Genomic DNA, 14,535 nt, shown 5'->3' with positions numbered 1-14,535 from the left:
GATCCCCCTCAATCCAGCTTGGAAAAGGGAACTTTCCTGGTTTTCCCCCCTTTTTTAAGGGGGGCAAGGGGTAGGGTTGATTCATGAATCAACCCTACCTTGAATCAACCCTAGGGCAAGGGGGGATCAAATTCTCTTTATCATCTCAAATATTACTATTCTTGGCCCTGGTTCGGGGAACAGTAGAGGCGGCATCAGACAGCCAACAAAGAGGGATAAGAAACCCAGGCCAAGGATAATTTTAAGCCACACGGACATCCTTAAACGCCCCTAGGTATTCTAGTAATTGCTGATGAGCCGGGTTATGTAGTGGGTAGAGATGATCGTAACAGATGGTGATGAGGGCTTGCAGATCGTCCACTAAATCTTCATCTGCAATGGATTCCTGGGTTTGATTGAGGATAATGACTTGGATTTTGAAGAGACGGCACAAACCCAAAATAAAATCATGACAAAAGAGACTAATAGTTTCCGCATGGGTTAAAACTAGAGATTTCACCTCACCCTGACAAATCATCTTCACTAGACGCATAAAATTAGGGTGATTGTGGCTGACTCCGTCGCCGATATCGGTGAGAATTTCAAAGGGTTGACCCTGCTGATGGCAAAATTCTTCTAACGCTTTTATCTGGGTGTCTAATTGGGGTTTTTGTTCAGGTCGATTAACACGAGCATAGCCAATAATCAATGGGGTTGCTTGACCAGATTGTAAGAGATCTTCCGGTCGAAATCGGCGATGACCGCCGCGGGTACGAATTGAGACAATTTTACCCTGTTGTTCCCAGCGCCGGAGGGTTTTAATGCTAACTCCGAGTAAATCGGAAGCTTCTCGAATAGTGATGAGGGTATTCATATATATAAGCTGTTAAGTAGGGTTTGCGGCAAAAAGTTTGTTGGTGGGGCTAGGAGACAGGAGACAGGAGACAGCTTTTGTGTATTCTCCCCACTTGCCACTTGCCACTTTTAAGTCAGGAGTCAGTAAGAATTGCGGCAATTTACATTTCTTAAGATAGAGAACAGAATTTATGTCCGACTACTTAACTTAACCCAGTTTTAATTAAAGAAATTTATCGAGAGAGAATCGTCCAACTTTAGACAGTCAGTTGTCCACTTTTATACTGCCATTGCCCTACGCTGGTAACTATAGATGATTTAGGAAAATTAGTCATACCTCTTTAGATAGAGATATTCAACGGGATTTTTGGTCTTTCTAAAACCTGAGTTTGTCCGGGGGTTTTGGGGTGACATTTTTGTGGGAGCAAAAGGAAGTTACTGTAGGGATGAATTGCCTTCCCCCCGCTTTCCCCGTTAGGGAGTTGATTGCCATCGAACTCCAGTTTTGACTGTCAAAACTGTTAAGTTTTATACATTGTACCTCTCTTGATTAAGTTTTGTAAAGAATTGAGAGATTTTTTTTAAGTAGGGTTTGCGGCAAAAAGTTTTTCAGCAAACCCTAGGTACTGTCGAAAAATAATTTTGGTTCTTCGGTTTGTCTTATGCAACGTACAGGATTATAAGGAATGAAACTCTTATAGAGAAAGACATTTGGCGATTTTTGTCAATTGTTTTTGATCTAGAGCGAACTAATCAATTAAATCTCTTGCCAGATAAGGATTGAGTCGATTTATGCCCCCCTATCGAACCATACCAAGTCCCGAAGAGCCATAATTTTCTAAAACACAGGGTAAGCGAAGCGCATCTTAACAATCCTTAACAAAATGAACTTGATTTATGTGAGTTGCTTACCCAGAGGGTGATTCAGGCATATTTGAGGAGAATTTGCCATCTCAATTGTTAAGCAAAAATCGACCAAATGTTAAGAGTTCCTAACTGTTTTAATTGACTGGTATCGCTTGAAATGCCCACACAGCAAGGGGATGACCAAATTGGTCAATGGTCAATAGCGTTTGAGATGGGCTCACCCTATTCTAAAACACTTGTTTTTTTTGAAAAGTTTTGCTATAACCCACATTCCGCACCCTAAGTGTCACAACGTCTCAAAAGAGGAAGGGGCGTGAGTCAAAATACTTATCTAGAGGAGTGAGTTGGCGGCAAGCTGCCGGCAACTAAGCCGAAAATTTCAGAGTTCCCCCGGTCATTCTCAATAAACAGTGCTTGTTGAGAATGACTAGGCAATCAGACTTAACATCTAGGGGGAGATGTTCCAGTTGCTCGCTTTGTTTTGTCACCCCTTGAAGTCAATCCATCTGGTCAAGATAAGAGATAATATTCCTGGCAAGGTTTGGGAAAAAATCTCAAAATGTTGCGCCTCTCATCCGTTAAGTTGCTAATCTTTTGATTGTCTTGAATACGGACGAGATGAATCCCTTGAAAGCACTGAAATATCCAGCGTAACGTCGGTCGGTCAGTTAACTTACCCAACGGATTTTTCAGTCCCGTCTCCTGCTGTTTTAAACTTAAACGAAGTTGTCTTTGACCAATAGTATAAACCAGCAGGCACAAGCCCATGAGCATGGCCATGACCTCGATTCTATGGGGAGATTTGAGAAAGACACTGTGGGCAAAAAAGCAGGGGTCTTTGAGAAAAGAAAATCCTCTTTCCGGAGCTTGTTGCCCTTTATATTTTTTGAGTATATCCTCACTGCTTAATCGTTGTTTCTCCAAATCGTTAGTTGCTAAAACGAATCGTCCTGCTCGTTTCTTTAGCCTCTCAATGGCGGTCAAATTCAACTCTAATTTGGCTTGAACTTGATAGCTTTGAGAGGGTAAATCGTCTTTTGATTTGAGTTTTGACCCCTGGGACTCAGGCGGAATGAGATTGACTTTAATCTCCGTTAACTGATGAGATTTTAAGGAGTCAGATAATCCTTTGGCTATCGCCAACGCCACCGCTCTATTCTCAAATTCTCTTCGGGATAGTTGCCGGATTTTTTCTTGGGCAGAATTCTTTTCCTGCTCGATTTTTTTCTCTAATTTTTTCAAGTCTGATTCTTGTCTAGCTTGACTTTCAACTAGCAACCATCTTTGTTCTATCCCCCCATAGTTAGAGATGGTTTCCCGCCAGGAATAACCCGGTATTTCTGAATCGGTTAACTCTTTTTCTGAGATGCTATCAACCAACTCTTGAGCCTCTTTAATGCTTAATGGTACTCGAGACAACCAACGCATTTCTTTCATTAGTTTTAAATTCTCTTTGCTATAGAGGGCGCTATCGCCGACTATTAAACTGTCAAAGTCAACTTGTTTTTTAAATTCTCGGGCGATTTGACCAAAAACCGCTTTGTCCGCTTCATTTCCGTCCCCTACTTTCAGGAATAAAGGTACATCTCCATCCCCACTTACGATTAAGTCAATCATAAATTGTTTTAAGTCAGGTCTTCGGTCGCGGGAGTATCCGTAGGTAATTTTTATTGGCTGTTGTCTGGTTTCAATTTCTTCTCCCACTGCTCCTGATTTCAGGATTTCTACTGTTGGGTATTCCTTTTTATATTCTCCTTCTACTGATAGAGAAGTCGAATCTAAATGGGAGTTCTCGGTTGCTACACCAAATTTTTTCACGGCGGCTAAACTGATGAGTAGGAAAATACCCGAAACATCCAGTTGATAAAGTTTGTCCATTACTCGACCAATTTTATCATCATTCAAGTGCTTGGGTTCGATGCCCTCTCCCAGCAGATGTTCGGTTGCTTTATCTTCAAAAAATTGAGGAAATAAATACAAGGCTCGGGAGACAAATCCCAATCCATTCAGGATAATTGCTTTCACTACTTGCCCCGCTGTGACAATTTCTCCTCGCTCAATTGAGACTTGTTCGTTGATAATTTCAACGATTCCTATTTCATCGATAATTCCGGCTACTAATCCCAGATGGTCTAGATTTTTGACTTCAATTTCTGTTGATTGATTCATGGTCGAACAGTCCACTCGCCTCAGTTTTCCAACAATTCCTATTTTTTCATAATTAGGGGTCTCAAGACCCCCCTAGCGGCCACCGAGAAAACCTTCACCAGCTAGGTATTTTTACTCAAGTCTCTGGAGGGGGACAGCTTACACCATTTTTCTTTATTCGCGTCACAACGAACACCGGCTTGGCAAGCATTCGAGCGTGGATGTCTGTCATGGATTTAGAAATTTGGTATTATGTGACAGTTGAGGGTGCGGAATGTGGGCTATAATTCTGTCAAGTCGCAAAAGAAGTTATCAGCGAGCTTAACGCTTGCTTAACTTCTTTTGATGGCTATAGTACACACAATTAACGATGCATAATTCAGTTATGTTGACAACCAACAAATTAACCAAAATCCTTTCTGGTGTAGCCACCCTCGGTATCGCCACCGCTATCGCCGCTCCTGCTCAAGCTGCCACTTTTACCCCTCCATTGATTGGAGGCAACGGTATGGTCGATGCTGTGCTTGTCGCTCAGGGGTTAGGGTATGGTCTTGCGATTGACGATGACGGTGACATTCTGACCCCCCCTGTGGTCTATGATTCCGTTGCGCTAGGCGACAAAGTGTTCTCCAATTTCAGCGTTGTTGCCGATGTTGCTGTCGGCGATGGCCTATCATTCCTCTTGAATGGCGGTGTTTGGACTGTACAATACAATCCAGCGGGCATGGGTCGTGATCAAGGTCAATTGCACTACCAAGTCGATATTACCGACCCCACGATGTATTTCGACTCTGTTTCATTCGATACAGATATATCTGGAATGGGGGGGACGTATAAGGCTACCAAGGAGATTAAAACCCTGGCAGGTGCTTCGCTTCTAACCCTAGAATCCCTAAACGGCTCTGAGGACATGGACACTCTTGAGCCTTTCATGGTTCAAAGCATCAAAGTGATCGATACATATGGGGTCATGAGCGACGGTGGCATGTCTCTGCTGCAATCTTCCACTAACGACTTCACTCAACATGGTATCAAAGTCCCCGAACCGGGTACTATCCTCGGACTTCTGGCAGTGGGTGGTTTAGGAATGGTTTCCCGCTTCAAGAAACAAAAATAACAGTTACCAATGTCTTGCACACATTGATAACTGTGACGTTGAACAAGAATAGCTAAAGGTTAGATGCCCTGTTTGGTTTTCTAGCTTTTAGCTTTCCCTGTAAGTATTGATTCTAACGCGAATAGGGGATAGGGAAATAGGGAGATGGGGAAATAGGGAGATGGGGAAATTTCACCTAAATTCCCCACTACCCCAACACCCCAACCCCCAACCCCCAACCTCCATCACCCTATAAAAATCGCCCATGTTCTCTATCTACATCCTTACCCATAACGAAGAAATCGATATCGCCGCCTGCATTGAATCGGCACAACTGTCTGATGATATTATTGTGGTGGATTCCTTTAGTAACGATCGCACTGTAGAAATTGCCCAACGTTATCCCGTCCGTGTCATCCAACACGCTTTTGAAAGTCACGGAGAACAACGCAGCTGGATGTTACGTTCCATTCCCACTAAACACGAATGGGTGTATATTTTAGAGGCTGATGAACGGATGACCCCGGAGTTATTCCGAGAATGTTTACAGGTAATAAAATCCCCAGATAATGTGGGTTATTATGCGGCCGAAAGAGTGATGTTTATGGGAACATGGATTCGTCACAGTACCCAGTATCCCCGCTATCAATTGCGTTTATTGAAAAAAGGACAGGTCTGGTTTTCCGATTATGGTCACACGGAAAGAGAAGTTTGTCTGGGAGCAACCGGTTTTCTGCAAGAAACCTATCCCCATTACACCTGTAGTAAAGGTTTAAGTCGCTGGATAGAAAAACACAATCGTTATTCTAGCGATGAAGCAAGAGAAACTCTCTCTCAATTGGAAAATGGTGCGGTGAAATGGTGGGATTTATTCTTTGGTGATAACGAAGTGGCCAGAAGACGCGCTTTAAAAGATTTATCCCTGCGTTTACCCTGTCGTCCCCTCTTGCGTTGGTTGTATATGTACTTTATTTTAGGGGGAATCCGGGACGGAAAAGCCGGTTTTGCTTGGTGTACATTACAGGCTTTTTATGAGTATTTAATTCTTTTGAAAGCTGAAGAAATCAAAACTGGGAATTTTACCGTTAATGATCAGATTATCATTGAATCGGAACAAGCGATCGAGGTGACATCCGATTGTTGTTAAGCTAAGACGCATTTAAACCGCTTATTCTTAGATTAGCCAAACCTCTCTCACCCCCCCCGATGTCGGGGGGGCAAGGGGGGGTGGGGGGTTGGGGTAGGGTCGTTTCATTCTCTCAAATGTCATTCTCTCAAATCCTTATCTGGCAACGTTTTTAGTCGATTTCTTGGAATAAATATCTGAAAATTTTTAAAAACGTCGTGCTTTGCTTGCCTCATAAGCGATTAAAGGTAGCAAAAAAAAGAATTAGATTCGGAGAATGAATCAGCCCTACTAGGGGGCAGGGGGGATCCCCCCGCCTATCGGCACCCCCCTTATCAAGGGGGGCAGGGGGGATCGAACCTAAAATCCATTTTTAATTTAATTATAACCAGCTACTTAACTGGTCGGACGGAAATTTTCTTGTCTATCTTAAGAAATGTAAACTTTCCTCACTCACGGTTAATGTAATTTTCTGCGGCCATTTAGGGGAATTCCTCAAGGCTATATAATTAAGCTTTGGGTAATTTATCCCAGCATAATTCTTGACCGCGAAAAACTGATGTCCTCTTTACTCTCCGCTATTCCCCTCGACGCGATCGCTTATAATCCCCAGGGTTTAGTACCGGCGATCGCTCAAGACTATCTTGATGCTACAGTGTTAATGATGGCCTGGATGAATCGGGAATCCCTCGAAAAAACCCTCACCACTGGGGAAGCGTGGTATTGGAGTCGTTCTCGTCAAGAATTATGGCACAAGGGCGCTACTTCTGGCCATATCCAAAAGGTGCGTCAAATTCGCTACGATTGCGATAGTGATGCGATATTGCTGACTATTGAGCAAATCGGTGATATCGCCTGTCATACCGGCGAAAGAAGCTGTTTTCACCAGGTAAATTGGCAAAAATCACCGCCAGCGGCCGACACCCTCTCGGAATTGTTTAAGGTAATTTGCGATCGCAGAGACGATCCTCATCCGGAATCCTACACCTGTAAACTTTTGGCCGGGGGAGATAACAAAATTCTCAAGAAAATCGGCGAAGAATCGGCAGAAGTGGTCATGGCCTGCAAAGATAATGATGGCGATGCTATTGCCTCAGAAGTGGCCGATCTTTTTTATCATACCCTCGTCGCTCTCGCCCATCATCAAGTCCCCCTGCGAGATGTCTATAAAAAACTGCAAGACCGGCGCCGGTAATCAGTTATCAGTTATCAGTAATCAGTTATCAGTTATCAGATTTGAGTTTTAAGTGGGTGGGTGGAATTAAATATAAGATGAACGTAGGTTGGGTTGAAGCATGAAACCCAACGCCCGATTATGTTACGCTACCGCTAACCCATCCTACAAATAATTGTGCCTCCCTACTTAAGTGTTAAGTTTCCGATTCCTGAATACTGTCTCCTGATTCCTGAATACTGTCTCCTGATTCCTGAATACTGTCTCCTGACTCCTGAATACTGTCTCCTGACTCCTGTCTCCTGACTCCTACTTTATATTTGTGGTTTACGACTTAGTAATTATTGGTGCCACTCCTACGGGGATAGAAGCGGCTTTGTTGGCTGTTCACCTCAAAAAAAGGGTGGCTTTAGTGCAACAGCCTTATAGCGGCAATTTAGAGGCATCTGAGGACATTTTTAGCAAGGGCTACAGCCAAATTATCCATCTCTATAAACTGCTGAATCATTGGCAAGAAACGGCCATTTATCCCCAATGGCAACGGTTGCGGCAATGGTTAGAGGAAGTAGATAAAACTATTAATAAACATCATTCTTTAGCGAGATTAGCCACGGAAGGAATAGATGTTATCCCGGGTGGGGGGGAATTTGTTCGGTTGCCCCATTTAGGATTTGTGGTTAATGGTCGGCAATTGTTGGCTAAACACTATCTTATCGCCACGGGTTTTTATCTGCAAGTCCCGAAAATTTTCGGCTTAGATGAGGTTAATTATTTTACCGCTCAAACCCTTTGGCAAGGGCCAAATTTAGACAAGTTGGGACAACATTTAGCGATTATTGGCAACAGCAGCATGGCTGTGAGTTTAGCGCAAATTCTCCGACGTTTGGGGAAAGAAATTAGCTTAATTATCGAGGATAATTATCTACTGCCGGATATTGATCGGGAAATCTCCCATTTAGTTACTGCCATTTTAGAAGCGGAAGGAATTAAGATTTTACCAGGCTATTGTCCTAGTCAAGTGAAAGCGATCGAGGGTCAAAAATGGTTACAATTAGGCAATCGTGTTATCGAAGTTGATGATCTCATTTTTGCCGGTAATTATCAAGTCAATGAACAGGGATTAAATTTGGCCGGGGTGGGAGTTAAACTAGAGGAGGGATTAATTAGGGTTAATCAGCAATTCCAAACCGATAATTCCCGCATTTATGCCCTAAATTTGCTCAGAAATAATTATCCCGATCCTACTTTAAATCACCGGGCTGCTTTTGGGTTAGTCAAGCATCTGCTCACGGGAGAAAAATTTAACTTTAATCCCGAGCAAATTCCCTCATTTATTGCTTTTGATCCTGCTATTGCTTGGGTGGGTTTAACTGGAAAAGCAGCTCAGGACAGCTATGGTGAGGAGGTAAAGATGATCAACTATCCAATTAAAAATATGGTCCCACAGCAAATCTGGGGGGAAACCACGGGATTTTGTCAATTAATCTACCGACAAGATGGTAAAATACTGGGAGCGCAAATAGTCGGTAATCAAGCAGAGGAAATGATTAGTATTATCAGTTTAGCTTTCCAAGAAAATTTAACCATACAATCCCTCAATAAAAATATTTATGCTTGGGGAAGTATGGGAGAGATTATCGGAGAAATGACGCAATTAATCCCCCCGAAAAAATCTTGGTTAACTTGGCTAAAACAATTATTCAGATAATTAGATTGAGAAGGAAGATTAAATTATGAAACCGAAATTTATTGTCTTTGAAGGTATTGATGGATCGGGAACAAGTACCCAAGCAAAACTCTTACAAGAATATTTTTTAAAGCGAGGGGAAAAAGCAGTTTTAAGTCCGGAACCTTCCGAGGGAGTTATCGGTCGTTTGATTCGAGAAATAATGCAAACTAATCTTATTTCTATCAAAGATCAAAATCAATTTGACCGACAAATGGCCTATTTATTTGCAGCTGATCGCCATGATCACTTATATAATGATCACGATGGCGTTTTTAAACTTATTCACCAAGAACAAACCCACGTTATCACTACTCGTTATTATTTTTCTTCCCTGGCCTACAATTGCAATAATCCCGAAGAATTGGCTTTTGTGCGGCAGTTAAATCAACATTTTCCCAATCCAGATATAGTTATTTATATCGATGTTCTTCCCGATATTTCTCTAGCAAGAATTAAAAACAGAGCTATCACAGAAGTGTACGAAAAACAAGAAAAATTAATGAAAGTTCGTCAAATGTTTATCCAGATATTTAAAGAATATAAAGATAATTGTTTACAACTGGATGGTAGTGATACAATAGAAAACCTTCACCGAAATATTATTAATTATCTTGAACGATTAATTTAAATCCATGCTTAGTACAGAAACCACCCCTAAATTCACCTACCAACCCCACTATAAACCCAATCAATTAATCTGCGGTCACGGCCAAACAGCAATTATCACGGGATGGACAGTAAAACAGTCCCTTGCTAAACATTTAAATCCCGACCAATACGCGGTGATTGGTAATCTTTATAGTCCCACCAGAGGAATTAGTCCCCTGCTGAGAAACTTAATAGCAAATCCCCACGTTAGATACTTAGTTATTCTCAACGCAACTAAGGAAGATAAGAACTCCGGTAGCTGTCAATGTTTGCTAGATTTTTTTAGTCAAGGATTCCAGTTAGGAAAAAGTGACACAGGTAAAGAATGTTGGCTAATTAATTCTTCTACCACTGGATATATTGACAAAGAAATTGACCGAGAAATTCTCGAAAAATTGCGTCAATCAATTCAATATCAACCAGTTAAATCCATCCCAGAAGCGATTGAAACTGTCAAAAATTATGCAAAACAATCCCCCTTACCAACTTGGGGAAAACCATTAACCTTTCCTATCTCAGAAAATCTTCCTTCTTTGCTACCCGGGACAAGATACGGTCATCGGATTGAAGGAAAAACTATTGCCGAAACTTGGGTAAAAATTCTCCAAAAGATTAAAACCACCGGCACAATTAGACCGACAGGATATGATGGTAAATGGCAAGAATTAATTGACTTAATGGCCGTTGTCACCAATGAACCCCCAGACTTTTATTTTCCTGAACCTAATTATTTGCCTATAGATAGAGCTTTTCTCACCGAATATATCGGACAAATTCTCGATGATTCCCCTATACACCAAGGAGTTAAATACACCTACGGTCAAAGATTGCGCTCTTGGTTTGGCCGAGACCAAATTGCACAGGTTATTAATAAATTAATCTCAGAAATTGACGCAGCCAGTGCAGTTATGTCCCTCTGGGATGTGAAAGACCACGAAAAGGGAGGTAGTCCCTGTTTAAATCATATTTGGGTGCGAGTGGTGGAAAATGAATTATCTCTCACCGCAATATTTAGAAGTAATGATATGTTTGCCGCTTGGCCGGCAAATGCCATGGGATTGCGCGCTTTACAGCAACATATTTGCCAAGAAATCAATCAACGCTCCCAGTATAATTTAACCTTGGGTCCATTGATTACTATTAGTCAATCGGCCCATATATACGATGATACTTGGGAGAATGTCGAACGATTAATCGCCACCCAGTACGATAAAATTGTCAATCAGCGCGATTTTTTTGACCCTAGCGGTAACTTTTTGATTTCTGTGGAAAAAGAACAAATTCTTGTCCAACAAACTACCCCCGGCAGCGGGGAAGTTGTCGCTTGTTATCAAGGCAAAAATCCCCTCAAATTAATCCGCGAGCTTGCCGCTACCAATCCCGCAATTATTCCCGAACATATCGGTTATCTGGGAATCGAGTTACAAAAGGCATACAATTGTATCAAAAATAATCAGCCTTATATTCAAGACCAGTAGATAGGTGGGAAGTTTCAGTGAACAGTGAACAATAAACAGTAAACAGTGAAAAGACAGTAGGAAACTTCTAAGTACCTAAGCAAAATTAATTACACATCTAAGCCACTAATCCGTCAGACTTCTGGTGTGAGGAAACAGTGAACTGAAAACTCAAATCCGATCCCTAATAGCTGTCTCCCGTCTCCCGTCTCCCGTCTCCCGTCTCCTGTCTCCCGTCTCCTGTCTCCTGTCTCCTGTCTCCTGTCTCGACTAGGAAATTAATTTTGCACGACTACTTATTTAATACTACTCACTTAAAACTCAAATCTGATAACTGATAACTGATAACTGATAACTGATAACTGATAACTGATAACTGATTACTGGTCCTTGTTTGCTGAACCAGCGCCGCGATATTTGAGAGATGAGGAGCGAATTGGGTTAGCCACCGTGGGATTATTGGTGATTTTAACCTCCGCACCGCGATATTTACCTCCTCGCTCCTTGACAGGAGCCTCGGTGACTGTTGGCTCGATATAGGTGGCCCCACGGTACTTTTTCTCGCCGGCGGTTTCTGGAGTGGGGACGGGGACATTCTTCTGCTCTTCTCGTCCTTGCCATAAAAAGGTGACGACAATCACAACTGTCAAGAGAATTAATAGCTGAATCTGCCAAGGAGCTAAAACCAGACTCAACACTAAACTAATTACCGTGGCGGCACTGGCCAGATAAGCGATCTCATCGCTGGACTGCTGCCAGAAATAGGCAGCCAAGGCAGCGGTGAATAGTGGGAACAAAAACAAATAGGACATTCTGGGTACACCTTGTCACGCTAGTGAACCAATCTCTCTATTATTACCCCCCTAGCTTCGATCGGCGAAAAATATTAACTTAGCTTATGTTACATATAAGTTTTATTTTGTCAATTCTTCTTTACAATTCGTAAAAATATTGTTACATTTATTTACATGAGCTAAAAGTTAAAGCAAAACAGCCAAGACACCAAGCCAGTTCAGATTGTTTCGGGGAGTATCAGACAAAATATGATTCCCTTAGTCCGAGACAACGGTGAAAAACTGGGCTGACTAGCTTAAAAAAGTTTTCGGGGTTTGGGTTTGCCCCATTGACAGATTTGCTTGAGTTCTCCTACATAACTTAGCGCTACCTCGGCTGGACACCGAGGTTTTTTATTTGGTTACAGCGTTTTCGACTAAGTAGGGTTTGCTGAATAAATCTAAAAACCTTGTTGGATAAAGCTTTTAGACTTTTTTTCCCTGAAAAAGTGCCTACCATTGGAGTGATTGGGGGGAAAATTTAGGGATTTTTTCCCTGAAAATTAGGTAATTGACCACCTGAAAATGGGTAAAACCCCACACCCCACACCCCACACCCCACACCCTGCCCCCACGAAAAACTTTTTCAGCAGCCCCTAAGTAGGTGGGTATTAAAAACTTTCAGATCCCCCCCTTATTAAGGGGGGATTAAGGGGGGATCGGCACCCCCCTTATCAAGGGGGGCAGGGGGGATCGAACCTAAAATCCATTTTTAATTTAATTATAACCAGCTACTTAAGTAAAACGTAGATACATTATTACTATCTAACAATTAATTAAGATTACCTACTTAATTAAAAATTAACTTCGTTTTGATGCACGGAATCCAAATAAAACTTGATTACATCTTCCGATGCACCCTGACATTGCAACTGGCCCTTATTCAGCCAAATTGCTTGGTTACAGGACTCTTGAATTAAAGTCAAATCGTGGGAAACTACTAAAATAGTAGCGTTAGAATTCCAGAATTTTTTTAACCGTCGTTTACACTTATTTTTAAAACTTTCATCCCCGACGGAAAGGACTTCATCAAGAATAAGAATATCGGGGTGAACCTCTGTTGCGATCGCAAATCCTAAACGAGCCACCATCCCGGAAGAAAGAGATTTCACCGGCGCTCCCATATATTCTTCTAACTCAGCAAAGTCAAGGATATCTTTGGTTTTTTCCTTCATTTCCTGACGGGAAAATCCCAGCATTACCCCATAGAGAATAATATTATCTTTTACTGGTAAATCTGGATCAAAACCCGCTCCTAATTCAATTAGAGAGGCAATTTGTCCCCTGACTCTCACCTGTCCCTTTGTCGGTTCCAGAATACCACAAATAACTTTTAAGAGAGTAGATTTTCCTGCGCCATTAGCTCCAATGATACCTAATTTTGCTCCAGAATTAATGACTAAATCTATATCATCTAGAACTAATTTTTTGGCCGGTTGACGATATTTACCTTCAAGAATAGAGAAGATTGTCCTTTTTAGATCGTAGGAGAATTCTTCTTGAGTACGTCTTTCGAGAGACACTTGATCGAGTCGAATTACTTCTGTCATTTATAATAAATCCATAAATAAATGTCGCCAGAGTCGGAAGCAAGTCCAACCAATTCCTAAGATGATGATACCACCGAGTAGAGATTGAAAAATCAAACCAAAATCCGGTAATCCGGGGGAAAGGGACAATTGGCGAATACTTTCGATTACCGGCAATAATGGGTTTAATAGGAGGAATGGTTGTACGGAAGGAGGAATAATTTCCGGGGGATAAAAAATCGGGCTGCTAATCCAAGCGACAAAACAAACAATTTCGTAAAAATAGGGTAAGTCTCTGAAGAAAACGTAGAGGGTACTGACAAAAAAACCCACTCCCGTGCAAACCAGAGAAAGACCGATCACGGGAAAAATCAGAGCAATTACATTAATTAAACTTTGAGATTTCCAGAGAGTTACTATAGCCAAAAGGGGAAAGATACTAATAGCAAATTGAAAAATATTTGCCACTACCATAGAAACGGGAAAGATGCTAACCGGCAGACGAATTTTATTTAGAATACTGCCATTACCGACGATACTAGGTAAAGCTTGGTTAGTGGAAGCATTAAAAAAATTTATTACTACTAAACCAGTGAAAGCCGCTAGGACATAGTTAACTATAGAATTATCAAAATAAGAGGCGAAAACCGTGCCGAAAATTGCCGTGTATAGTGCAGTCATAATCAGGGGATTTAACAAGGACCAGTAAACCCCCAGAAAAGAACCCCGATAGCGTCCCTTGAGATTACGTTCCACTAAAACACTAAGCAACTCGTAATATCGCCGCGCTGTTGACCATCTAGTTTTTGCCTGGAGATCGGTCATAGGGATAATTGTCATCTTGTCAGTATTCAGTGCTTTATTCTAAACGATTACCGTCAATTTTGTCTATCGATCGAGAGGGGAATCTAGTTTTTATCCAGTTCCCGATGACTCTCCCTCTCGGGAAAAAGTTCCCTTCCTAGGCCATTTATCTGGCTCAAAAAGCTTAAAAACCGCTAAAAGCCTCTTTTTTTAGGGTTGAACTCGGTTTTTAGGGACAGCCTCAGCTAATTGACCTAGACTCTAGCAGGTTTGCCAATAAAATAGACATC

The 14,535-nt window shown here is 41.8% G+C and carries 12 protein-coding genes; 7 read left to right on the top strand and 5 right to left on the bottom strand.

All coding sequences use genetic code 11. From position 1 onward, the window contains the following. Positions 1-241: 241 nt before the first annotated feature. The gene (locus MAE_RS18475) at positions 242-853 is read right to left on the bottom strand and encodes an IS607 family transposase (protein WP_012266923.1); all 612 of its coding nucleotides are present in this window, start codon (positions 851-853) and stop codon (positions 242-244) included. 1,358 nt (positions 854-2,211) lie between these two features. After that, entirely contained in the window at positions 2,212-3,870 is a 1,659-nt protein-coding gene (locus MAE_RS18470) for an IS1634 family transposase (protein ID WP_012266922.1), read from the bottom strand. A 364-nt stretch (positions 3,871-4,234) separates the two neighbouring features. Between MAE_RS18470 and MAE_RS35225 the strand changes: the two genes are divergently transcribed. From MAE_RS35225 to MAE_RS18440, 7 genes are all read left to right on the top strand, one after another. Beyond that, the gene (locus tag MAE_RS35225) at positions 4,235-4,966 is read left to right on the top strand and encodes a PEP-CTERM sorting domain-containing protein (RefSeq protein WP_231859652.1); all 732 of its coding nucleotides are present in this window, start codon (positions 4,235-4,237) and stop codon (positions 4,964-4,966) included. A 244-nt stretch (positions 4,967-5,210) separates the two neighbouring features. Continuing rightward, positions 5,211-6,092, top strand: a complete 882-nt coding sequence (locus MAE_RS18460; RefSeq protein WP_002758800.1) for a glycosyltransferase family 2 protein — start codon at positions 5,211-5,213, stop codon at positions 6,090-6,092. 538 nt (positions 6,093-6,630) lie between these two features. Beyond that, complete coding sequence (gene hisIE / locus MAE_RS18455; protein ID WP_002764104.1) at positions 6,631-7,266, top strand: bifunctional phosphoribosyl-AMP cyclohydrolase/phosphoribosyl-ATP diphosphatase HisIE; 636 nt, start codon at positions 6,631-6,633, stop codon at positions 7,264-7,266. Between the two features lie 156 nt (positions 7,267-7,422). Next, positions 7,423-7,551, top strand: coding sequence for a hypothetical protein (locus MAE_RS35830; RefSeq protein ID WP_269453932.1), 129 nt, complete (start codon positions 7,423-7,425; stop codon positions 7,549-7,551). A 16-nt stretch (positions 7,552-7,567) separates the two neighbouring features. Next, positions 7,568-8,953 (top strand): dihydrolipoyl dehydrogenase family protein, encoded by a 1,386-nt coding sequence (locus tag MAE_RS18450; protein ID WP_012266920.1) that lies wholly within the window; start codon positions 7,568-7,570, stop codon positions 8,951-8,953. 25 nt (positions 8,954-8,978) lie between these two features. Further along, positions 8,979-9,602, top strand: a complete 624-nt coding sequence (tmk, locus tag MAE_RS18445; RefSeq protein ID WP_012266919.1) for a dTMP kinase — start codon at positions 8,979-8,981, stop codon at positions 9,600-9,602. A gap of 4 nt (positions 9,603-9,606) precedes the next feature. Next, positions 9,607-11,100, top strand: a complete 1,494-nt coding sequence (locus MAE_RS18440) for a thymidylate synthase (RefSeq protein ID WP_002758795.1) — start codon at positions 9,607-9,609, stop codon at positions 11,098-11,100. Between the two features lie 359 nt (positions 11,101-11,459). Here MAE_RS18440 and MAE_RS18435 read toward each other — a convergent pair whose 3' ends face one another. The 3 genes from MAE_RS18435 to MAE_RS18425 all read right to left on the bottom strand — a co-directional run bounded on the left by MAE_RS18435 (position 11,460) and on the right by MAE_RS18425 (position 14,266). Then, complete coding sequence (locus tag MAE_RS18435; RefSeq protein ID WP_012266918.1) at positions 11,460-11,891, bottom strand: DUF4278 domain-containing protein; 432 nt, start codon at positions 11,889-11,891, stop codon at positions 11,460-11,462. An 815-nt stretch (positions 11,892-12,706) separates the two neighbouring features. Continuing rightward, entirely contained in the window at positions 12,707-13,462 is a 756-nt protein-coding gene (locus MAE_RS18430; RefSeq protein WP_002758792.1) for an ABC transporter ATP-binding protein, read from the bottom strand. After that, positions 13,463-14,266: an ABC transporter permease gene (locus MAE_RS18425; protein WP_173351115.1), complete on the bottom strand. Its 804-nt coding sequence runs from the start codon at positions 14,264-14,266 to the stop codon at positions 13,463-13,465. Between the last annotated feature and the right edge of the window lie 269 nt (positions 14,267-14,535).

Origin of the sequence: Microcystis aeruginosa NIES-843 (assembly GCF_000010625.1) — a bacterium.
Classification (GTDB): Bacteria; Cyanobacteriota; Cyanobacteriia; order Cyanobacteriales; family Microcystaceae; genus Microcystis; species Microcystis aeruginosa.
This window is presented reverse-complemented; position numbering and strand designations above follow the sequence as displayed.

What these genes read in the sequence shown, in the direction of transcription:
- MAE_RS18475 (WP_012266923.1), bottom strand. Translation starts at nt 853, where the DNA reads ATGAATACCCTCATCACTATTCGAGAAGCTTCCGATTTACTCGGAGTT.
- MAE_RS18470 (WP_012266922.1), bottom strand. Translation starts at nt 3,870, where the DNA reads ATGAATCAATCAACAGAAATTGAAGTCAAAAATCTAGACCATCTGGGA.
- MAE_RS35225 (WP_231859652.1), top strand. Translation starts at nt 4,235, where the DNA reads ATGTTGACAACCAACAAATTAACCAAAATCCTTTCTGGTGTAGCCACC.
- MAE_RS18460 (WP_002758800.1), top strand. Translation starts at nt 5,211, where the DNA reads ATGTTCTCTATCTACATCCTTACCCATAACGAAGAAATCGATATCGCC.
- hisIE (WP_002764104.1), top strand. Translation starts at nt 6,631, where the DNA reads ATGTCCTCTTTACTCTCCGCTATTCCCCTCGACGCGATCGCTTATAAT.
- tmk (WP_012266919.1), top strand. Translation starts at nt 8,979, where the DNA reads ATGAAACCGAAATTTATTGTCTTTGAAGGTATTGATGGATCGGGAACA.
- MAE_RS18440 (WP_002758795.1), top strand. Translation starts at nt 9,607, where the DNA reads ATGCTTAGTACAGAAACCACCCCTAAATTCACCTACCAACCCCACTAT.
- MAE_RS18435 (WP_012266918.1), bottom strand. Translation starts at nt 11,891, where the DNA reads ATGTCCTATTTGTTTTTGTTCCCACTATTCACCGCTGCCTTGGCTGCC.
- MAE_RS18430 (WP_002758792.1), bottom strand. Translation starts at nt 13,462, where the DNA reads ATGACAGAAGTAATTCGACTCGATCAAGTGTCTCTCGAAAGACGTACT.
- MAE_RS18425 (WP_173351115.1), bottom strand. Translation starts at nt 14,266, where the DNA reads ATGACCGATCTCCAGGCAAAAACTAGATGGTCAACAGCGCGGCGATAT.